The following is an 18,474-nucleotide window of genomic DNA, read 5'->3' on the forward strand; positions in this document are numbered from 1 at the left end:
ATCTAAATATGGCAAGACCATTAAAACAGGGACTGGATTATTTTCCTTTAGATACAGATTTCTTATCTGATAGGAAAGTACGCAAGATAATAAATGCTTGTGGTCCAAATTCCGTCACTATACTAATTTGCCTGCTATGTAATATCTACAAGGATAAAGGGTATTACATTGTGTGGGACAAAGAAATGCCTTTTGATATTGCTGATATAGTTGGGGTATCCGAGGGCGCTGTAAGTGAAGTTGTGAAGAAGGCCCTACAAGTGGAATTATTCGATAACACCCTGTATAGAAAGTTCCATATTTTATCTTCCCATGGTATTCAAAATAGATTTAAAAGCTGCACTTCAAAAAGGAAAGATGTTGAAATTATCCCCGATTTTTGGATTATTGACGTCAATAACTCGATTAATGACGTCAATAACTCAATAAATGTAGTCGATAATGAACAAAGTAAAGTAAATAAAAGAAAATCTTCTCCCCCACATATACGCGTGGGAGAGCTTTTTCCGGCGGATAGCTTCTTCGATAAGTCCTTAGATGATTGCTATGCTGAACTTAAATCAAATCAATCATGGGCGGAAACAGTAACGATGAATACTCGTTCTTCCGGCTACAATGACTTTACACTAGAAATTTTTTACGAGTATTTGAAGCAGTTTTTCATGGAGCAACAGAATAAAGGCGAAACAGAGAAGTCTCCCAAAGATGCTATGTCCCATTTTGCTAGTTGGTTGAAAATTGAGCTTAAAAACAAGAAAGATGAACGGAGAACTAATAAAAACAGGACTGCAGATAGTGCTAAGTCCGTCACAGATTGTCCAGAAGACAGCAATCAGAAAGGAACTAACGCCGATACAGAAGGCCTTACAAGCTGGATCGACAGCCTCTCAATTGGTCGCTGAATGGAGCGGTACAATCGCACAACTGAACTGTAATGTCTTATTGTCAGATGTGGCTAATGCAGAAAATATACCCACTTTGGCAGACGTAAACAGGAGCTTTAGCAACTCAACATCGGTAGAGATCATTACCGAGCATTTGAAATCTGTGCTGAGATATGCTGGTGTTGAGTTGACTAATGCTCAGCTGGCAGAAACAGCCCTATCGATACTATCTAGCTACTGGTACCTGAATTTAGCTGAGTTATGTATCTTCTTCTCCCAGCTAAAGAACGGCAGCCGCGGACAATTCGTCTGGGGATCGAAGATCAATAATCAAGCGATCATGGTAGCACTTGTCGAATTTTGCAAAGACAGGCGACGTGAAATTGAGTATAGAGAAAATGAACTTATACGAAAAAAGGCTGAAACTGGCTATACCCGTAATGAGAACTTGGTTAAAGATATCGTAACGGGAGTTCAAAATACCAGAAGAGAACGAGAAAAAGCAAAACAGGACTTCAAGACCTTCTGTAAGCTATTTCCATATCTGCCTGATAAGTATGAGCCCATGGTGCTTTGGAAAGCATGGGGAGGCGACAATGAAGCTCTACATAAAATCTACGGCGAGAAGATTCCTGCTAAAGATGTGACCGAGATGGATATTGGAATGTATTTGTGTAATTACAATATTGCAAAAAGCAAAGATAATGAGAGAATATAAAACATTGGCTATTATTGCCATTTTAGCTATAATTTTTTATACAGTGTGTTATTTCGCATTGTATTGGTACATAGATAAGTATCTATATGAAAATTAAAGTATTAACAGTAAAACAACCGTGGACCTCTTTGATAGTTCACGGTATCAAAGATATTGAGAACCGAAGTTGGCAAACAAATTTTCGTGGACGTGTATTTATACATTCAAGTGCACAGGGCGATATTGCTAAATTTGGTTGCTTACAGCCAAACCAAAGATTAAAGGTGCTCAATACACCTATGAGTCGTATAGGTTTCAACGATCTTCCTTTTGGCTCCATCATCGGTAGTGTAGAGATTGTAGATTGTGTACAAAATCATCCCTCAATATGGGCGGATAAAGGTGTTTATCACTGGGTACTCGCTAATCCCGTTCTCTTTGAGAAACCCATCGTGGATATGAAAGGTAAGTTAGGATTGTGGAATTATGATTGGGAGGATACGAATACTTCCAAAGCTATTGTCGGTATATAGAAAATAAAAGCGGCCAGCGTACCACCGCCGGCCACTCTCATAAGCACAAAGCTTATAGCTATTAGGAACAGCAAATATATAAAATCTTTGTGCTTATGGCAAGTAAAGCAGTAAATAATTACATAACTAAACGCTACGAACGCTGGCTTGATTACTCTTTGTATCATTGTGGGCTTGCCGGCATTCCTGATGAAGCGACAGATGTCTTGAATGAGGTCATTTGTTCGCTCCTTCAAAAGAAAAACAGGTTGCTTGACAAACTACTTGAAACAAAAAAAAATGGCTATACAGAGCTTGATTTCTTTGTTTTGAAGATGATAAAGCTAAACGCATCCTCTCCTACTTCACAGTATAGGAGTAGATACAAGCCCCTGCCTGTGGATGATAATGTAGATTATTCAAGGCTGGATATTGAAGATATCCCGGATGAATCAGAAGATAGAAATACTGAAATACTAAATAAACTGCATTTAGTAAGAGATACATTTGAAAGCCTTGATTTAGGTCCAGTAGCAGCTCGTGTTTTTGAGTTTCATTTCTTCCAGGACGGTAATTTTTCCGACTGGGAAGGTCCGGAGACATTGAAACAACTATATGAAATTTATAACGGAGTGCAGGAACTTATTAGAAAGAAAATAGCCGGGGAAACTATATTTTAGTGAAAATTCCTTGGTCATGGAAGAAAAAGTAGAAATTAAGATTGATCCCCGGAACTATCGTATCCATGGGGACGAAAACAAGCGGCTTATTCATAAAAGCCTCGTTGAATGTGGAGCCGGTCGGTCCGTATTGGCCGACCGTGACAATGTGTTAATCGCTGGAAACGGCGTGTATGAGGAAGCTCAAAAGTTAGGTCTCAAAGTGCGTATTGTAGAGTCTGACGGAACGGAGCTCATTGTTATTAGACGCAAAGATTTATCTACGGAAGATGAAAAGAGAAAACTGCTAGCCTTGGCAGATAATCATACTTCCGATACTTCTCGTTTTAACTTCTCTGCTATTGTGGAAGATTTCGATATTGATAAACTTGGAGACTGGAAAATGGATATTCCTTTTGATGATATTCCTGCCGATATAGATAGTTTCTTTGTAGGATCCGACAAGACGGAGAAACAAAAGAAAGTTATTGTTTGCCCGCATTGCGGTAAAGCCGTCGAAATATGATACTATATTTGGCAGGTTTTAAATCTAGTGCTAGAAGATGGAAACTTGATACAAGCAATATTTATCTTCTTAGCTCATTTTGGGAACACAAATCCGGTAAATATGGTGAGTATGTAAAGCAAGAAAAACATATCCTTGATAGTGGTGCTTTCTCTGCGTTCTCCGGTAAGAATAATAACTTTGATTGGGATACATACGTAAAAAAGTATGCAAACTTTATTATTCAGAACAATATTCAGAAATTCTTTGAACTTGATATAGACGTTGTGGTTGGATTGGAAAAGGTCGAATACTACCGTCGTTATCTAGAAGACAGAACAGGTCGTCAGCCTATTCCTGTCTGGCATGCTAATAGAGGAAAAGATTATTTTCTCCAAATGTGCGAAAACTATAGCTATGTTGCTATTGGTACGACTTCAGCTATGGAGGAAGGACGACGGATCAGACAGAATCCGATGATCTTAAAGTGGTTTATAGATCAAGCTCATAAAGCAAATGCTCGTATTCATGGGCTTGGTTTTACTAATACAAACTATCTCCCTTTTTTAAACTTTGATAGTGTTGATAGTACCACATGGCTGGCCGGTGCAAAGTATGGCCAAGTTTACGTATTTGAGAATAATAAGATGGTTTATCACAATCCCCCTAAAGGTATGCGAGTGGCTAACCACGATTTAGTAAATCGTCACAATTTTAATGAATGGATTAAATTTCAACAGTATGCAAAACAATTCTTATAATAACAAAGTACTCCTTTACTCGGGAGGCATGGATAGTTGGCTAATAGACAAGATTTGGAAACCAGATGTGAAACTATATGTAGATATGAATACAAAGTACTCACAAGAGGAAATAAAGCGTCTTCCCAGAGACGTAATCATTGATAAACTGGACCTGTCCAAGTGGGAACGAGAAGATAAAATTATTCCATTACGGAACATGTATCTTATTGGAATTGCCTCCAATTATGGAAATGAAATCTGCCTGGGTGCTACAGCTGGGGATAGAGTTCTTGATAAGTCTCCGGTGTTTGCAGATATCTATGAACAGCTTTTGAACTATCTCTATCAAAAACAACATTGGACAGAGGAAAGAAAAATTAAAATAAACCTTGACTTCAAGCGATACACCAAAACAGAGCTTATCAGAATTTTCGTAGAACAAGGAGGCAATATTGAAGAAGCTTTTACTTCTTCCTTTAGCTGCTATTCTCCGGAAGGTGGTAAAGAGTGTTGGAGCTGCAAGCCTTGTTTCCGGAAGTTTATAGCCTTTGCTCTAAATGGTTATCCCTTCACAGAAGAAGTGGTCGCAAGGAATATCACTTATATCAAACGAGAAGTTCTTCCTCTAATTGAATCTGGATATTATGGACGTAAGCAGGAAGAAGAAGAAATAAAACAAGTATTATCAATTTATAAATAGTTATTATGTACACAGTTAAGAAACGTATCGAGATATCAGCTTCACATAGTTTGAAGCTATCCTATGAGAGTAAATGTCAGAACCTGCACGGACACAATTGGATTATAGTTGTTTGGTGTCAGGCAAAAGACTTGAATTCAGATGGAATGGTAATTGACTTCAGTCATATCAAACAAAAGATACAAGATAAGTTGGACCACAAGAATCTGAATGAGATTCTTCCCTTCAATACAACTGCGGAGAATATGGCAAAATGGATTTGTGATCAGATCCCGGGATGTTTTAAAGTAATGGTACAAGAATCTGAAAATAATATTGCGTGGTATGAAAAAGATTAATGAGATTTTTTATAGTATCCAGGGAGAAGGTTATCGTACTGGTACTCCTGCTGTTTTCGTTCGTTTCTCCGGATGTAATTTGAAATGTCCCTTCTGTGATACACAGCATTCCTCCGGAAAAGAGATGTCGGATGAGGAAATTATCAAGGAAATCTGCTTCTATCCTACCCGCTTCGTAGTTTTAACGGGTGGCGAGCCGGGACTGCAGATAGACCGAGAGTTTATCGATAAGCTCCATCAGGCAGGAAAGTTTATTCAGATAGAAACAAACGGGACAGTTCCCCTTCCTATCGGTATTGATTGGATTACTTGCTCACCGAAAGAAGGAAGCAAAGTTATTGTTGTCAATCCTCACGAAATAAAAGTCGTCTATACAGGGCAAGATCTGTCAACCTATGAAGCCATGACAGCTGCAGTATATTATCTGCAACCATGTTCCTGTCAAAACACAGAAGAAGTTATTAACTACGTAAAAGAACACCCAAAATGGAAACTAAGTCTACAGACACAAAAGATATTGAATGTGCAGTAAGGACAATCTTATCGTATATTGGTGACAATCCAGAACGCGAAGGATTAAAAGGAACACCGGAACGCATTGTCAGAATGTGGAAAGAACTATTTCGCGGGTATGATCCTGAACAGGCACCGAAAATAACAACTTTCCCCAATGGTAAAGATGGATTATCCTTTAATAGCATAGTTGCAGACTCTGGTAACTACTACTCAATGTGCGAGCACCACATGATGCCTTTCTTCGGAAAGTATTGGTTTGCCTATATTCCTAATTCGGAAGGAAGCATATTAGGCATCTCAAAGATTGGCCGCGTTATCGATTATTGTGCAGCCCGCTTACAGGTACAGGAGAGACTAGCTCAAGATGTCGTTACGATGATAGTGGATGCACTCGGAAAAGAACACCCACCGTTAGCAGTTGGTATTATTATGGAAGGAGAACACTTGTGTAAAACCATGCGTGGAGTAAAAAAACAGGGAAAAATGCGTTCTTCTTTCTATTTTGATAATGGAAGGTTGCCTGAATTGAGGGCTGAATTATCACAATTTGCTAGTTTTGGTTAGTTTATGACAGAGAAGAAGAATCCGGCCGAGAAGAAAAAAAGAGGGCGTAAATCAGAGTACAGAATAGAGTATGCCGATCAAGCTCTAAAGCTTTGTTTGTTGGGTGCAACAGATAAAGAGCTCGCCGAATTCTTCTCTGTTTCAGAGCAAACCTTAAATAAATGGAAAAAAGACTATCCCGAATTTCTTGAGTCCCTAAAAAAAGGAAAGAATATTGCGGATGCGAACGTTGCATCTCGGTTATATAATCGTGCTATCGGTTATTCCTGTAAGGCAACAAAATTTGCAACATCCGAAGGAAGAATAACAGACTCAAAAGAATATATTGAGCATTACCCACCTGATACGACAGCCGCTATATTCTGGCTGAAGAACCGGCAGCCGGAGAAATGGAGAGACAAAAAAGAAGTTGATGCAAATGTGAACCTTGGTGATGAATTGGAAGGATTGAGTGACGAACAACTACAGGCTATAATTGATGGCAAAGAAGAAGAGTAAAAGACAAATATTGATTCGTAAAGCAAAGGCTGCTACCATACTCCGCAAACGAATAGCAAAGAAAGACTTTTGGGCGTTTTGTTTGTACTATGATCCGAAGTTTTTCTCTAAACGTCTGTTCCTAAAAAAGGTCGCAGAAGCGTTCATGCGTGTGTATGAATCATATTCTGCCAGTATAATCTACCGTCTTGCTGTCAGTATGCCGCCACGTGCCGGAAAGTCTTATATATCTTCTCTATTCATTGCCTGGATGTACGGACACTTTCCGCAAGAGTCAGTTATGCGTAACTGTTGTTCGGATACTCTCTATAATAAACTATCATACGATACTCGAGATGTTGTGAAATCTAGGCGTTTTAAAGAAATATTTCCCGATATCCATTTAAAGGGTGATAAGCAGAATGTCAAGAGCTGGAGTGTGGAAGGCGCTCGGCAGGTAAGCTACTTCGGTGGTGGTGTTGGTGGTACCGTTATTGGATTTGGCGCGTCAATGCTCGCCATGACGGATGACTTGTACAAGAGTCTGGAAGATGCATTATCGGATAATAACAATGAAAAGGTATGGTCTTGGAAGCAGGGTACGCATGACTCCCGTATTGAAGGAAGCTGCTGTATGATTGATATTGGTACTCGCTGGTCCTCTAATGATGTCCTTGGACGCATGGAAGAAGCCGGCAAGTACAATGAAATCATTCGTATTGCTGCGCTGGATGAGAATGATGAAACTTTCTGCGCCGATGTTCATACTACAGAATATTACAAGGAATTACGTTCTGAAACAGACGAAAGTATTTGGATGGCCGAGTATATGCAGGAACCGTTCGAGGCCAAAGGGTTACTATTCCCCAAATCGTCTCTCATGCGCTTCAAACTTGCCGATATTGCAGGGAAAAAACCTGATGGAACACTCGGAGCCTGTGATACTGCTGATAAGGGAGATGATGATTTCTGCGCACCATTCGCAAAGGTGTTTGGTCCAAAATACTTCATTACCGATATTCTTTTCACTAAAGATCCTGTCGAAGTCACAGAACCGCGCCTGGCGCAAATGGTTATTGATACAGAGTGCGATCAACTACGTATTGAATCAAACAATGGCGGGCGTATATTTGCTATCAATGTACGCAAACTTGTTACAGCTAAAAAGAAATCGTGTATGATTCAAGCCCGGGCAACAACACAGCACAAGGAAACACGTATCATCATGAAAGCTGGCTGGATAAAGAAGCATTGTGCTTTTCTTGATGAAACAGAATATTCTAAAGGATCAGACTACGGTCGTTTCATGAAAGCGTTTACCAGTTACAAGCGCGAGGGTGATAACGCTCATGACGATGCTCCGGATGGCATGACAATCCTTGCCGAATTTGCTGAAGCAATCGGTCTAAACCTCAAAAAGCAAACCCGTAAGGTGGGCCGTGGATAGTATCCATTCCTATAACTACATAAAGAATGTTGTAATCACATCCCAAATGAACCAAAGAATTTGGTTGTCTCTACTTTGTTCTTGATATAAGAACCATTTGATAGCATAAGCCACTCTTTTAAATACCTTCATTATTATTTATTTTTGAAGAATAGCTTTCGGTTAGTATCAAGGTTTGAAAAAGACCTATTATCCCCAAAAGCATGATTGGCTTCTGCTTCTGCGAAATACGTATAAATTTAGTGAACTTAAAAAGACAACATTAAAGCGCCCTCACAACTAAATGATTATCAATAAAATAACATTTATCAGCTGTAGAAACAATATCTTTTTCAGCACTTTTCCGACACTTTTACCGCCAAAAAAGGACAAAACAATGCACTTGGTCGGTGATTTTTTTCTGAACATATATTTTAAGAGAAAAGTATATGCCAGACATTAAGGATATTCTGAAAAATGAAGATTTCGGTAGCATAGTAGGTGATTTATGTGTTGATACCCGTGAAAATCGTAATCCTCGTGAATATATGGAGGAATACAATGGAGACAGAACCCGTCGTAAAGAATCAGTTGGGTATCGGGAGCCTAAAAAGATTGCTGTATATTCAGATACAGAAGTAGAAATTGACCCCGAAACAGGAGCCGAAAAGCCAAAGAGACTAGAAGACAAGACTGTCGATGTAGCTAAGGTCGTAACCAACCTACCTAAAAAGATCGTCCGCACATCTGTTGCTTTTCTGTTTGGCGGTGAAATGACTATCACAGCAGAAGATTCGAATGACGGATTTGATGAGTTTAAGAAGGTCTATAAGCGAAAGCTCAAGATGCAATCGGTATTGAAAGAGTTTGCTCGCAAGGTGTTATCTGAAACCAAAGCAGCTATTATATTCTATCCGGTCACTAAAGATGATGGAAAAAGCCAGTTGAAGGTTAAGATTCTATCTACTCCCAAGGATAGTAATGTCGAATGTGAATTTTATCCACACTTTGATGAAGACGACGATATGGACGGCTTTATCTATAAGTACAATGCAGAAGTCAATGGCCGTACTTGCGAATGCGTGAAAGTCTATACGAAAGATGTTATTTACTCCGGTATTATGGACGGTGTTTGGCAAGTGAAAAAGATAAAGAATCGTTTTGGCAAGATTCCGGTAGTATATGCCGAAGTCGATTGTCCGGATTGGGAAGATGTCGCTAATTTGATAGACAAGAAAGAAATGAGACTTTCCCGCCTATCAGATACTAATGACTACTTTTCCGAACCGATACTGAAAACTTATGGTCTGGCTAATCTTCCGAGCAAAGAAACTGTAGGCAAAGAGTTAAACTTTACTATGGAAGTAGATGCGGATACCGGTAATACATATCATGGTGATGCAGATTACTTAGCATGGCAACAGTCCTGTGAATCCGTAACACTTGAACTTAACCAGTTAGATGATGCAATACATTCCGGATCTTCAAGTCCTGATTTATCTATGAGTAAACTAATGGGGCTTGGCAACCTTAGTGGTACCTCACGTCGTTTTATGTTGATTGATGCAGAGATTAAGGCATCTGAACAAATGGAGATATTCGGCCCGGCAGTTCAACGTACAGTGGCAATAGTTCAGGCTGGAATGGCTAATATTACGCACACTAAATATGCATCGCAATTAAATGATAACTACATTGAGGTTGAGTTTGGTAGCATTCTCCCACAAGATCTAGCTGAAGAACTCAAGAACCTTGAAACTGCTTCTCAATTCAATAGCAAGGAAACGATTATAAAGAATTCACCATACACTGACGATGTGGAAACAGAATTGAATCGTAAGAAGCAAGACGAAAAAGAGACTGCACAGAATAATTCATTTATTGGAGCAACTTTATAATCTATGCCCGGACTTTCTTTCTACGATAAACAACATATACAGAAAATTGCTGCACAGCAGGCCGTAATAGCCAATATCTTTAATCAGTTTATACTTTCTGTTTCCCCGTATCTCCGTAAATGGTCTGATGCGGGGAAAAACAATGTATGGATAAGCAATCAGGGAATAGAGAGTGCAGTTGACCGGGAACTGCTGAATCTTGAATCAATGCTATATGCTAATATCTCTGCATTTCAAAAGGACGGTTGGGAACGAGCAGAAAAAAAGAATGATGATTTTATTTCCCAGTTCATCAAGGGAATGTCTATTTCCAGTGCAACAAAAGATGGTATGTTCGCTCATAGCTTATCTGCATTTGAAACTCTAAAGAACGATATAGATGCTAACGGATTCAAGTTATCTGATAGAGTTTGGAATATTACGCAACAAACGAAATCGCAACTCGAATTCTATCTTGATAGTGGCGTAGTTGCCGGACGTAATGCAAACGGAATCAGTAGCGATATACGGCAAATTTTGCAAAATCCCCAAAAACGCTTTCGCAGGATCCGGAATGAGAAAGGTGAATTGGTATTATCACAACCAATGAAGAATTATCATCCAGGACAAGGTGTTTATCGTTCAGCATATAAGAACGCTCTCCGGACATCTGCAACAACTACGAACATTGCTTATCGTAGTGCGGACTATGAACGTTGGAGCAAACAGGACTTCATATTAGGTATTGAGGTACATCGCTCGGCCAATAATCGAGGACCGTGCAAGATCTGTGATGCGATGGTAGGTAAATATCCGAAAACGTTCAAGTTTACAGGCTTTCATCCTTTTTGTATCTGCTTTGCCACTCCTATCACCATGGAGCCGGAAGATTTTGCTGATTTCTTGCTAAATGATACGGTTCCGCAAGAGCAGGTTATTACTGATATTCCCCAGGCAGCAAAGGAGTTTGTTAGCGAGAATAAAGACGGTTTACAATCGGCTTTCTGGTATAAGGATAACTTTACGCAAGACGGGAATGTAAATGAGCGCCTAAAAATAGTTGTAAAACAGCCCGAGAAGTCTAAACAATCTGTAATTGAGCCGATATCTCCTTTCAAAGAAAGTCAGAGCGTAGAAGAAGCTCAAAATTATGCAACGAAGTTAGGTGTTAAATATGCAGATTTTTCCGACTTATCATTGGATATTGCCAATGCATTAAATGAAGCATTGCAAACACTTCCCCAGGAAGATATGCCTTTATTTGTTGGAAGCGCAAAGAATCTGCAAAATCTATCAGGGTATGCTATCAAGAAGAAAGGATATCATGGCATTACAATGGAGAATATAATAAGAATCAAAGAAAATGAGATATGGAAAGTTGAGAATGGTACATTAGTTGGTATAAATGCCAAAAGTATTAATGCGATAACAAAAGCTAAAGCCAAAATTGAAACTGAATATATGGCAAGGACAGGGCATCATTGGCGCTTTAATACTGACGGTAAATCTACAACTTTTCATGAGATAGGGCATGTTTTTGACCAAAAACACTTAGTATCATCAGATTCAAAATGGCAAACTATCGCTAAGAAATGGGCGGAAGAGTCTCAATGTGATATTCTTAAAACACCATCTGAAGCATTTGCTGAAGCTTGGGCGGCTCGTAATACAGGAAAAGAACTTCCCTCATATATAACTGAATATTTTAAAGAATTAGATAGACAATACTTTAATAAAAAATCATCCATACCTAAGCGCATCAAAACTGATGCAGAAAAGAATGATATTCAAAAAAGATGGGACGACCGATTTGTAAGAAACTTCAACCAAGCCAAAATAGAACAGAAGATTGGTGTAAAAAAAGGCAAAGAAATGACCTTCGAAGAAGCTAATGAGTTACGGGGAAACATTAATTATGGAAAAGCAAGCGAATATAGTGTAAATTGCCAGTCTTGCGTAGTTGCTAATGAATTGAGGAGACGTGGATATAATGTTACAGCTCTACCAAATCTTCAAAAGACAGGGAACATTCCATATGAGTTATCAATGCGGACCAATTGGGCATGGATCGACCCCAAGACTATGGTTATCCCTAAAAAACAGACTGCAGGAGGCATATATGATATAACAAGATCGGGAGCTTTAAAAAGCAAAAGTATAAAAGAGTTAACCAAAGAATTAGTTGAACTAGTAAAAGAACCGGGAAGATATCATATTGATTTTGCTTGGAAAGGCAAGAATTCTGGGCATATTATTACTCTGGAAAAATTACATAATGGAAAAATAATAATATATGACCCACAAACTGGAAAGATGAAAAATTGGAGAGAACTATCAAAGGAAATAAGTTTGAGATATGGAGTTAATGTATTACGTGTAGACAATTTGTTGGTAAATACTGATATTATTGACGGAATAGTGAAAAAATTATAGTAATGTATCTACATGGTCTTTAGGCATGGAAGTCATTCCCATTATATCTTCTGATTGAGTATATGGTGCTAACGTAGCAACACTATCTTTAACAAGGATAAAGCGAGGATAACCAATACAACATCCTGCATCTTCTTTCCGGGATACTGTATATGCTAAATAGCCGTTCCATTCTCCATAATAGGAAACTTGATCGAATCCATTTTGAAGAGCGAGTTCTTTAGCTTTCTTTCTATATTCTTTCTTCTTATTATCCATGTTGCAAATATAGTCATTGATTCCGGAATAAAATATATAAGCAGGAAAAATTTACTCCCCTTATATTTTAATAGAAAATCGTTATGACAATCATTGATGCAATTAAAAAGAGCTTGAAAGCCGCAGGTGTAAATGAAAAGTACGCTGTAAAGGTTCAGAAACTCTTCAAAATCGAAAAGGAGGATGATATTGATACTTATATTGCCTTGTTCAAAGACAATATTCTTCCTGATCTTGAAAACACATCCGCAATAGAAAAAGCGAAAAAGGATGCTATTGCCGAGTATGAAAAGAACAATGGTTTAAAGGATGGTAAACCTATCAAATCGGCTAAAAAGACTAAGAAAACAGTAAAATCCGAAGACGATGATGAAGAAGACGATGATGAAGACTTCGAAGATTTGCCCGCATCTGTAGTTAAGCTATTGAAAGCCCAACAGAAGCAAATCTCCGAGTTGACCGCATCGGTATCTTCTGTCGTATCAACAGTCACAACTTCCACGAAACAGGCATCAGCCAGAACACTATTTGCAGATGCAAAACTCCCTGAAAAGTGGTTTAACCGTATTGATGTCAATTCTGAAACTTCTGTTGAAGATCAGATTAAAGAGTTGCAAGAAGAATACGCTGAAATCAGACAGTCGGTAATAGATGATGAGGTCGCCGGTGGCGGTTACAAGCCTAATTCCTACAAGCCCAAAGAACGTTCTGAAAAAGAATGGCTAGAACTTATGGAAGACGAAGAAAACTCAAATAATGGAACTGCCAGTCTTGGCCTCGATGAATAATAACTAATAATTAAAAGCTATGTTCAGAAAAAAACAAAAAGAATTTCAGTATGCTCCCGGAATCGAAAAGATTATTGAGGACATTCAGGGCGGTGGTACTATTGCCCGTGCGGAACTGAAGGGAATCATTGATGAACTTCCTCCGCTTGTTATGGTAGGTAAGGATGCTAACGGTCTTTATCATACTGTTAAGACCGGAAGAATTACGGCAGTTGCGGATGCTGATGCAGTAACTATTCAGATAGCAAAGAATCATGTGTTTAAAGTTGGAGAGGCTGTTACTGTTGGTGGTGCCTTAACTGGAGCTGCTGATGTAATCTCTGCAATCGACAAGACCAACCCAGGCTACGATACGATAACCCTTGCTGGACCAATTGGAGCTGCAGAGATAGGTAATGTATTAGTTCTTGTTACTGCCAAAGCTGATGCCAAAGCCGCCAAGTTCAAATATGTACCAGAAGTTATTACAATGAACAAGGTTGATGTAACGGTTGCTAACCAGCAATCAGGACTTCTGGTACGTGGTACTGTAAATGAGGCAGTAATGCCCTACCCTATTGACGAAGCAATGAAGGAATTGCTTCATTTTATCCGTTTTGTGTAATCCATTAATTCATAATTATGTATGGAAAGAAGTTTAATTAAACAAGTGAACCGTAAGAATATGGGTGCCCGTCTTAACTCGCGTAAAGTTAAGCCGGTATTCTTCCCTAATTTCTTTGGTGTAAAGCAGAAGAACTCTCTGAAATGGGAAACTCTTACTGGCGAAAAAGGTGCACCGGTTATCGCTGATGTTATTTCATTCGATTCTTCCGCACCGCAAAAGAAACGTGAAGTTATCGGCAAGATGTCAGGTGATATCCCTAAGACTGCCGTAAAACGCGGTATGAACGAAAGCGACTGGAACGAATACCAGCAACTTAGCCGGGATTGTGAAGGTGATGCAGACTTGAAATCAATTCTAGACCTTGCTTTTAAAGATCAAGACTTCGTATATAACGCTGTTCGTGGCCGTTTCGAATGGTGGTGTATGCAATTGATGTCTAAAGGTGGCTTCATTCTCAATTCAAGCAATAACAATGGCATTGTTACCGAAGAATTTGTAGGCTGTGGTATGCCTAATGAAAACAAGAAAGTTGCTGCTGTGGATTGGTCTAAGTCTACAACGGCCGACGGCTTACAGGATATTGAGGACACTGTGGTTGCCGCTTCTGCCGAAGGTGTTACTATCAAATACGTAGTAATGCGCAAAGACAGATTTGCTCTATTGAAGAAGCAAAAGGCTGTTATTGAAAAGGTAAAAGGCTGGATCAATCAGAAAGAAAAACTGACTATCTCCAAAAAGGTTATCAATGAATACCTTGCTGCCCAAGAGAATACGGAAGGTGTCCAGATTGTTCTTGTAAGTCCGTCTGTTCGTATTGAGAATGCTGCTCATCAACGTACTACTGTAAATCCATGGGAATCCGCTAATATTTGTTTCCTGGAAGATTTACAGTGTGGCGACATTCAGCATGGTCCTATCGCAGCGGAACATTCTGTTGAATACAAGAAGAAAGCTACAACGCTGAAAAAAGACTTTGTTTTCATCAGCAAATGGTCTGAACTGGAACCGTTCAAGGAGTGGACTAAAGCGGAAGCCAACGCAATTCCTGTAATTAATGATCCTGATGCAATGTACATCATGAAAACTGATGGCCAAGCATGGGAAGAAGGTGAAGATACTGAAAAAACAGATGAAGAGTAAACTATATGGCAACAATCAGAGAAACAATACTGGAATATCCTTCTATTGAGGATATGGAAAGCTTCTTAGATAAGGTAGTCTTCGTCAAGCGGGGCATCAACCCCGAAGCGGAATGTACTACTGAAAACATGAAGCAAGTTGGTCTTTGTGTCGCTGATACGTACGCCATGTTAGTAAACTCACAGGATTTCAGTGAGAATAAGCTTTCTATCACTCATCCCCGTTCTTTCTATGTCCAGACTGCAAAACAACTGTATATAGAAAACGGGGAGCCGGAGAAAGCCGGTAAACTCGGGAAACGAATCATTATCAAAGGAAAGGCTGGTAACAGATGGTAAAACGATATCCACATACAGCGATAGTCACTATCGACGTTAACGGAAAGACAGTAAACGGTGAATGGGTTCCGGGGAAACCGATTGAAATATCCGTTCCCGGACGTTATGATCCTGTAAGTGATGGTACTGTTGTCTATAAACGTAATTCTGCTGGTGATGAAGCGCAAGTACATGGCTATTTTTACACCAAAATCCAACCGCCGGCAGACAGTAAGTTTTTGCGTTTGAAAGTTGATTCCAAAGGCGTAGATGTACCAATTATTTGTTGGGAATCTTATCAATCACATTCAATTATCAACGTATGAAAAATGGCATGACTCCCCTATTCGACCAACATTCACTAGAACGTTGGTTCGATCACTTTCAAAGCAAAGCAGAAAACAAGATACTTGTATTGCTGCAGGCAGGAGGTGAAAAGTTTATCGATATAGCTCGCCGGAACGGCTCATATAAGGACCAGACTGGCAATCTTCGTTCATCTATCGGATATATAATTGCGAAAAACGGAGAAGTGGTTGCAGAGAACTTTACTGAAAGTGAAAAAGGAACTGACAAGACAACCGGTAAGTATAAAGGGCGTAGGCTTGCAGAAGAAGTATCTCTGTCTCATTCCGGTGGTTATGTGTTGGTTGGTGTTGCAGGAATGGAATACGCGGCAGCCGTAGAAGCTAAAGGGTATGAAGTAGTTTCAGGAGCTAATACGCAATGTGAGAAGTATCTAAGGGATACGTTGAAATCAGTTTTTAGCAAGATTTGATTATGGATGAATTCGACGCTGTTGATATAATCTATAATGCTGTGGTCGCTGCGGGCACCGATGTTATGATTTACAAGGACAAATCGGAAGCAGGCTTAACCAATGAACATATCGTTATCAATCATCTGCAACTGAATGAACTCGACTTCATTAATAAAGTGCCTATCAACGTCAACATCTTTGTTCCTTTGAATGAAAATGGTATGCCCCAACGTCAACGCATGAAGGAAATTAAGCGTAAAGTAAGAAAATCGCTTGATTCCATTAATAGCAATGACGGTATATGTAAAGAAGTGACAGTTCTCTGGAGTGTTCCAATGCCGGACTTGAAAGAGAAATTCGCTTGTACAAATATTAGACTAGAAATTTTAATAGATCAATAATTATGACAGGAGAAGTAAGACCTATCGCTATGGGCGTAGGTAAAATTAAATTTGGAACAGTCGGAGACGGTGTTCCAGGAGCGGACCTCAAAGATTTTCCTCTTCCGACAAAAGGAAGTGTAGTATTCAACTTTGCGGATCCTAAAGAAGTAAAAGTCGAAACGGAAGGAAGCGATGAACCTTTGTATGTTGAATTTGTAAAAGATACAACAGATTACATCGAGCTCTCTATTCCTACTCCTTCTAACGAAGTACTTAAAGAGTTAGCAGGTGGTGAGATTGATACAGCTGACGGAAGAAACATCTGGAAGAAACCAATCAACGTTCCTTCTATCTCAAAGACATTCCAGTGTGAAACATTACCCAAAAACGGTAAAAAGGTAGTTTATACCGTAGTTAATGGTAAGATTACTTCTAAGATCTCACAAGCTCCCGGTTCCGAGCAAGCGGAGTTGTTACTTATACGTGTATATATGCAGGCAGCCATTACAGCTTCCGGAGAAAAAAAGGCTGCTTTTATGCGTGAAGTTATAAGCGTGTCTGAAGGCGGAGAAGCCCCGGCAAATCCAGCAAATCCCGAAGGCGAAGAAGTAGTAGAGTAAAAATGGTTTCCTGTGTAGCTTAGTTGGTTAAAGCACTACATTAGTAGAGACCGGTGGTTCGAATCCACTCACAGGAACAAACTATTTGAAGGATGGAGCCGAAAGTATTAAAGGTTAGTCGCGAATAACTGGATATATTGTCAGGAAGTACAACTGACTAGGCTCCTTGATGAAATTTATGAGTATAAAAAACTTATTCCAACAAGAATCTGATTCTGTTACAGAACAACCTGTAAGAATCCCATTTGATTTCTCTAACCGAGATTCTATTCCTAATGGAAAGGACCCAGGTAATAGTATTGTAATAAAACCAATTACCGTCCGGACATGGTTTAGAATTCGTCCGCTTCTTCTTGAAATTGAAAAAGAAGATATTGATAGGATGATTGTAAAAAAGGGAGAGCTGCCAGAAGATTTTCCAAAAATTATGGATAAGTACGGAGAACTGCTTCTTGATATCGTATGCTTAGGTATTCATAATAAGCCAAGTGATCCGCCAAAATGGTTTAAACAAGCTCTTGCAGACAATTCCACATGGGAAGATATACGCATATTATTCAATGCAATTATATATCGAATAGGATATCACCCTTTTTGTACCTCTATCACGATGCTTCGGAACGTGAGCCCATTGCGAGAGACGGAGATAATAGCCGCTCGGAAAAATCTACAAAGCTGGAAGGATACAACCAAAGTAGATTCTTAGTTATTGTAAAAGAAGCTCTAGGATTGACTTTTAATGAGACGCTGGATAGTAGCTATGGATTAATAGAGATATTGCTTCAGGAGTACTCCTTTGTAATGAGGGAGCGAAATAAAACGACTGATGAAGACGGAGAAGTCGAAGGACGAGACTATGAATGGATAGAGCTACCAAGTTTTGATAATCCAAACGAGAAGATCCGGATGAAAAGATATTATGATATTAACGGGAAAGTCAAAAGATAAAGTAATTTGCCATTGTGTTTATATATTAGGTTAACTGTTTTTTTATTAAATTGATTTAGAGTTGTTTTTGGTCCCTTGTGTCTGTGAAGATACAGGGGATTATTTTTTCATTTCTTGAAGCATCTGATTGAGAGAAGCATTATCCTGCTGTAGATTTTTAATCAATCTTTTCTGATAAGAGAGCATCCCTTCAATTCTTCCTTCACTCTTCCCTTTCTCGTAGGCAGCTTTAATCTCTTCTTCCGTATAGCTACTTTTATTCGCTATGGATACGTTTTCATTTTCCTTGGTCATGGCGCTAATGAATAGTGATTTATATATT

Annotated in this window: 26 protein-coding genes and 1 tRNA gene; 25 read left to right on the forward strand and 2 right to left on the reverse strand. The window is 39.1% G+C overall.

The window, feature by feature from the left end:
- Positions 1 to 8: 8 nt before the first annotated feature.
- The 14 genes from I2I04_RS01275 (at position 9) to I2I04_RS01340 (ending at position 12,331) form a co-directional block, all read left to right on the forward strand.
- On the forward strand, positions 9 to 902 hold the full coding sequence (locus I2I04_RS01275) for a DUF4373 domain-containing protein (RefSeq protein ID WP_195654092.1): 894 nt from the start codon (positions 9 to 11) through the stop codon (positions 900 to 902).
- Positions 903 to 978: 76 nt separating this feature from the next.
- Positions 979 to 1,602, forward strand: coding sequence for a DUF6633 family protein (locus tag I2I04_RS01280; RefSeq protein ID WP_229126896.1), 624 nt, complete (start codon positions 979 to 981; stop codon positions 1,600 to 1,602).
- Between the two features lie 86 nt (positions 1,603 to 1,688).
- A complete protein-coding gene (locus tag I2I04_RS01285) occupies positions 1,689 to 2,114 on the forward strand; it encodes an ASCH domain-containing protein (RefSeq protein WP_229126897.1) in 426 nt (141 codons plus the stop codon).
- A 95-nt stretch (positions 2,115 to 2,209) separates the two neighbouring features.
- On the forward strand, positions 2,210 to 2,773 hold the full coding sequence (locus I2I04_RS01290) for a hypothetical protein (RefSeq protein ID WP_008998646.1): 564 nt from the start codon (positions 2,210 to 2,212) through the stop codon (positions 2,771 to 2,773).
- 16 nt (positions 2,774 to 2,789) lie between these two features.
- Positions 2,790 to 3,278, forward strand: a complete 489-nt coding sequence (locus I2I04_RS01295; RefSeq protein ID WP_117979996.1) for a hypothetical protein — start codon at positions 2,790 to 2,792, stop codon at positions 3,276 to 3,278.
- Positions 3,275 to 4,018, forward strand: coding sequence for a hypothetical protein (locus I2I04_RS01300; RefSeq protein ID WP_117979997.1), 744 nt, complete (start codon positions 3,275 to 3,277; stop codon positions 4,016 to 4,018). The genes I2I04_RS01295 and I2I04_RS01300 overlap by 4 nt, the downstream gene beginning before the upstream one ends.
- Positions 3,999 to 4,700 carry a 7-cyano-7-deazaguanine synthase gene (locus I2I04_RS01305; RefSeq protein WP_195654093.1) on the forward strand — a complete coding sequence of 234 codons (702 nt, stop codon included), beginning with the start codon at positions 3,999 to 4,001 and terminating at the stop codon, positions 4,698 to 4,700. The genes I2I04_RS01300 and I2I04_RS01305 overlap by 20 nt, the downstream gene beginning before the upstream one ends.
- 5 nt (positions 4,701 to 4,705) lie before the next feature.
- On the forward strand, positions 4,706 to 5,038 hold the full coding sequence (queD, locus tag I2I04_RS01310; protein ID WP_195654094.1) for a 6-carboxytetrahydropterin synthase QueD: 333 nt from the start codon (positions 4,706 to 4,708) through the stop codon (positions 5,036 to 5,038).
- The gene (locus tag I2I04_RS01315) at positions 5,025 to 5,570 is read left to right on the forward strand and encodes a 7-carboxy-7-deazaguanine synthase QueE (protein ID WP_195654095.1); all 546 of its coding nucleotides are present in this window, start codon (positions 5,025 to 5,027) and stop codon (positions 5,568 to 5,570) included. The genes queD and I2I04_RS01315 overlap by 14 nt, the downstream gene beginning before the upstream one ends.
- Positions 5,525 to 6,118, forward strand: coding sequence for a GTP cyclohydrolase I (gene folE / locus I2I04_RS01320; protein ID WP_117980001.1), 594 nt, complete (start codon positions 5,525 to 5,527; stop codon positions 6,116 to 6,118). The genes I2I04_RS01315 and folE overlap by 46 nt, the downstream gene beginning before the upstream one ends.
- A gap of 3 nt (positions 6,119 to 6,121) precedes the next feature.
- On the forward strand, positions 6,122 to 6,616 hold the full coding sequence (locus I2I04_RS01325) for a helix-turn-helix domain-containing protein (RefSeq protein ID WP_117980002.1): 495 nt from the start codon (positions 6,122 to 6,124) through the stop codon (positions 6,614 to 6,616).
- Positions 6,597 to 8,042, forward strand: a complete 1,446-nt coding sequence (terL, locus tag I2I04_RS01330) for a phage terminase large subunit (protein WP_195654096.1) — start codon at positions 6,597 to 6,599, stop codon at positions 8,040 to 8,042. Before I2I04_RS01325 ends, terL begins: the two co-directional genes overlap by 20 nt.
- A 428-nt stretch (positions 8,043 to 8,470) precedes the next feature.
- Positions 8,471 to 9,919 carry a phage portal protein gene (locus I2I04_RS01335; RefSeq protein WP_008998656.1) on the forward strand — a complete coding sequence of 483 codons (1,449 nt, stop codon included), beginning with the start codon at positions 8,471 to 8,473 and terminating at the stop codon, positions 9,917 to 9,919.
- Between the two features lie 3 nt (positions 9,920 to 9,922).
- Complete coding sequence (locus I2I04_RS01340; RefSeq protein ID WP_008998657.1) at positions 9,923 to 12,331, forward strand: toxin glutamine deamidase domain-containing protein; 2,409 nt, start codon at positions 9,923 to 9,925, stop codon at positions 12,329 to 12,331.
- Here the strand turns inward: I2I04_RS01340 and I2I04_RS01345 are convergent.
- Positions 12,326 to 12,589 carry a hypothetical protein gene (locus I2I04_RS01345; protein ID WP_008998658.1) on the reverse strand — a complete coding sequence of 88 codons (264 nt, stop codon included), beginning with the start codon at positions 12,587 to 12,589 and terminating at the stop codon, positions 12,326 to 12,328. The two genes, I2I04_RS01340 and I2I04_RS01345, sit on opposite strands and share 6 nt — an antisense overlap.
- Before the next feature lie 83 nt (positions 12,590 to 12,672).
- On the opposite strand from I2I04_RS01345, the gene I2I04_RS01350 reads away from it, so the two are divergent.
- From I2I04_RS01350 to I2I04_RS01400, 11 genes are all read left to right on the forward strand, one after another.
- A complete protein-coding gene (locus tag I2I04_RS01350) occupies positions 12,673 to 13,377 on the forward strand; it encodes a hypothetical protein (RefSeq protein ID WP_008998659.1) in 705 nt (234 codons plus the stop codon).
- A 19-nt stretch (positions 13,378 to 13,396) separates the two neighbouring features.
- The gene (locus I2I04_RS01355) at positions 13,397 to 13,981 is read left to right on the forward strand and encodes a hypothetical protein (protein ID WP_008998660.1); all 585 of its coding nucleotides are present in this window, start codon (positions 13,397 to 13,399) and stop codon (positions 13,979 to 13,981) included.
- 21 nt (positions 13,982 to 14,002) lie between these two features.
- Positions 14,003 to 15,124 carry a major capsid protein gene (locus I2I04_RS01360; RefSeq protein WP_008998661.1) on the forward strand — a complete coding sequence of 374 codons (1,122 nt, stop codon included), beginning with the start codon at positions 14,003 to 14,005 and terminating at the stop codon, positions 15,122 to 15,124.
- Between the two features lie 5 nt (positions 15,125 to 15,129).
- Entirely contained in the window at positions 15,130 to 15,462 is a 333-nt protein-coding gene (locus tag I2I04_RS01365) for a hypothetical protein (protein ID WP_008998662.1), read from the forward strand.
- Entirely contained in the window at positions 15,456 to 15,767 is a 312-nt protein-coding gene (locus I2I04_RS01370; RefSeq protein WP_008998663.1) for a hypothetical protein, read from the forward strand. The genes I2I04_RS01365 and I2I04_RS01370 overlap by 7 nt, the downstream gene beginning before the upstream one ends.
- Positions 15,764 to 16,219 (forward strand): HK97 gp10 family phage protein, encoded by a 456-nt coding sequence (locus I2I04_RS01375; RefSeq protein WP_032853451.1) that lies wholly within the window; start codon positions 15,764 to 15,766, stop codon positions 16,217 to 16,219. Before I2I04_RS01370 ends, I2I04_RS01375 begins: the two co-directional genes overlap by 4 nt.
- 2 nt (positions 16,220 to 16,221) lie before the next feature.
- The gene (locus I2I04_RS01380; protein ID WP_008998665.1) at positions 16,222 to 16,602 is read left to right on the forward strand and encodes a hypothetical protein; all 381 of its coding nucleotides are present in this window, start codon (positions 16,222 to 16,224) and stop codon (positions 16,600 to 16,602) included.
- Between the two features lie 2 nt (positions 16,603 to 16,604).
- A complete protein-coding gene (locus I2I04_RS01385; RefSeq protein WP_008998666.1) occupies positions 16,605 to 17,204 on the forward strand; it encodes a hypothetical protein in 600 nt (199 codons plus the stop codon).
- Positions 17,205 to 17,212: 8 nt separating this feature from the next.
- Positions 17,213 to 17,281 (forward strand) — tRNA-OTHER (locus I2I04_RS01390).
- Between the two features lie 101 nt (positions 17,282 to 17,382).
- On the forward strand, positions 17,383 to 17,910 hold the full coding sequence (locus tag I2I04_RS01395) for a hypothetical protein (protein ID WP_008998667.1): 528 nt from the start codon (positions 17,383 to 17,385) through the stop codon (positions 17,908 to 17,910).
- A 23-nt stretch (positions 17,911 to 17,933) separates the two neighbouring features.
- Positions 17,934 to 18,152 (forward strand): hypothetical protein, encoded by a 219-nt coding sequence (locus tag I2I04_RS01400; protein WP_229030923.1) that lies wholly within the window; start codon positions 17,934 to 17,936, stop codon positions 18,150 to 18,152.
- A gap of 99 nt (positions 18,153 to 18,251) precedes the next feature.
- Here the strand turns inward: I2I04_RS01400 and I2I04_RS01405 are convergent, their stop codons facing one another.
- Positions 18,252 to 18,446: a hypothetical protein gene (locus tag I2I04_RS01405; protein ID WP_008998668.1), complete on the reverse strand. Its 195-nt coding sequence runs from the start codon at positions 18,444 to 18,446 to the stop codon at positions 18,252 to 18,254.
- Between the last annotated feature and the right edge of the window lie 28 nt (positions 18,447 to 18,474).

It is taken from the genome of Bacteroides sp. 1001136B_160425_E2, assembly GCF_015559655.1.
GTDB lineage: Bacteria > Bacteroidota > Bacteroidia > Bacteroidales > Bacteroidaceae > Bacteroides > Bacteroides luhongzhouii.

Bases quoted from the DNA above. Each gene is read 5' to 3' on its own strand.
- I2I04_RS01335 (WP_008998656.1), top strand. From the start codon at position 8,471: ATGCCAGACATTAAGGATATTCTGAAAAATGAAGATTTCGGTAGCATA.
- I2I04_RS01340 (WP_008998657.1), top strand. From the start codon at position 9,923: ATGCCCGGACTTTCTTTCTACGATAAACAACATATACAGAAAATTGCT.
- I2I04_RS01295 (WP_117979996.1), top strand. From the start codon at position 2,790: ATGGAAGAAAAAGTAGAAATTAAGATTGATCCCCGGAACTATCGTATC.
- I2I04_RS01405 (WP_008998668.1), bottom strand. From the start codon at position 18,446: ATGACCAAGGAAAATGAAAACGTATCCATAGCGAATAAAAGTAGCTAT.
- queD (WP_195654094.1), top strand. From the start codon at position 4,706: ATGTACACAGTTAAGAAACGTATCGAGATATCAGCTTCACATAGTTTG.
- I2I04_RS01350 (WP_008998659.1), top strand. From the start codon at position 12,673: ATGACAATCATTGATGCAATTAAAAAGAGCTTGAAAGCCGCAGGTGTA.
- I2I04_RS01370 (WP_008998663.1), top strand. From the start codon at position 15,456: ATGGTAAAACGATATCCACATACAGCGATAGTCACTATCGACGTTAAC.
- I2I04_RS01360 (WP_008998661.1), top strand. From the start codon at position 14,003: ATGGAAAGAAGTTTAATTAAACAAGTGAACCGTAAGAATATGGGTGCC.
- I2I04_RS01395 (WP_008998667.1), top strand. From the start codon at position 17,383: ATGAGTATAAAAAACTTATTCCAACAAGAATCTGATTCTGTTACAGAA.
- I2I04_RS01380 (WP_008998665.1), top strand. From the start codon at position 16,222: ATGGATGAATTCGACGCTGTTGATATAATCTATAATGCTGTGGTCGCT.
- I2I04_RS01345 (WP_008998658.1), bottom strand. From the start codon at position 12,589: ATGGATAATAAGAAGAAAGAATATAGAAAGAAAGCTAAAGAACTCGCT.
- I2I04_RS01290 (WP_008998646.1), top strand. From the start codon at position 2,210: ATGGCAAGTAAAGCAGTAAATAATTACATAACTAAACGCTACGAACGC.
- I2I04_RS01325 (WP_117980002.1), top strand. From the start codon at position 6,122: ATGACAGAGAAGAAGAATCCGGCCGAGAAGAAAAAAAGAGGGCGTAAA.
- I2I04_RS01355 (WP_008998660.1), top strand. From the start codon at position 13,397: ATGTTCAGAAAAAAACAAAAAGAATTTCAGTATGCTCCCGGAATCGAA.
- I2I04_RS01315 (WP_195654095.1), top strand. From the start codon at position 5,025: ATGAAAAAGATTAATGAGATTTTTTATAGTATCCAGGGAGAAGGTTAT.
- I2I04_RS01375 (WP_032853451.1), top strand. From the start codon at position 15,764: ATGAAAAATGGCATGACTCCCCTATTCGACCAACATTCACTAGAACGT.
- I2I04_RS01285 (WP_229126897.1), top strand. From the start codon at position 1,689: ATGAAAATTAAAGTATTAACAGTAAAACAACCGTGGACCTCTTTGATA.
- folE (WP_117980001.1), top strand. From the start codon at position 5,525: ATGGAAACTAAGTCTACAGACACAAAAGATATTGAATGTGCAGTAAGG.
- I2I04_RS01385 (WP_008998666.1), top strand. From the start codon at position 16,605: ATGACAGGAGAAGTAAGACCTATCGCTATGGGCGTAGGTAAAATTAAA.
- terL (WP_195654096.1), top strand. From the start codon at position 6,597: ATGGCAAAGAAGAAGAGTAAAAGACAAATATTGATTCGTAAAGCAAAG.
- I2I04_RS01275 (WP_195654092.1), top strand. From the start codon at position 9: ATGGCAAGACCATTAAAACAGGGACTGGATTATTTTCCTTTAGATACA.
- I2I04_RS01300 (WP_117979997.1), top strand. From the start codon at position 3,275: ATGATACTATATTTGGCAGGTTTTAAATCTAGTGCTAGAAGATGGAAA.
- I2I04_RS01305 (WP_195654093.1), top strand. From the start codon at position 3,999: ATGCAAAACAATTCTTATAATAACAAAGTACTCCTTTACTCGGGAGGC.
- I2I04_RS01365 (WP_008998662.1), top strand. From the start codon at position 15,130: ATGGCAACAATCAGAGAAACAATACTGGAATATCCTTCTATTGAGGAT.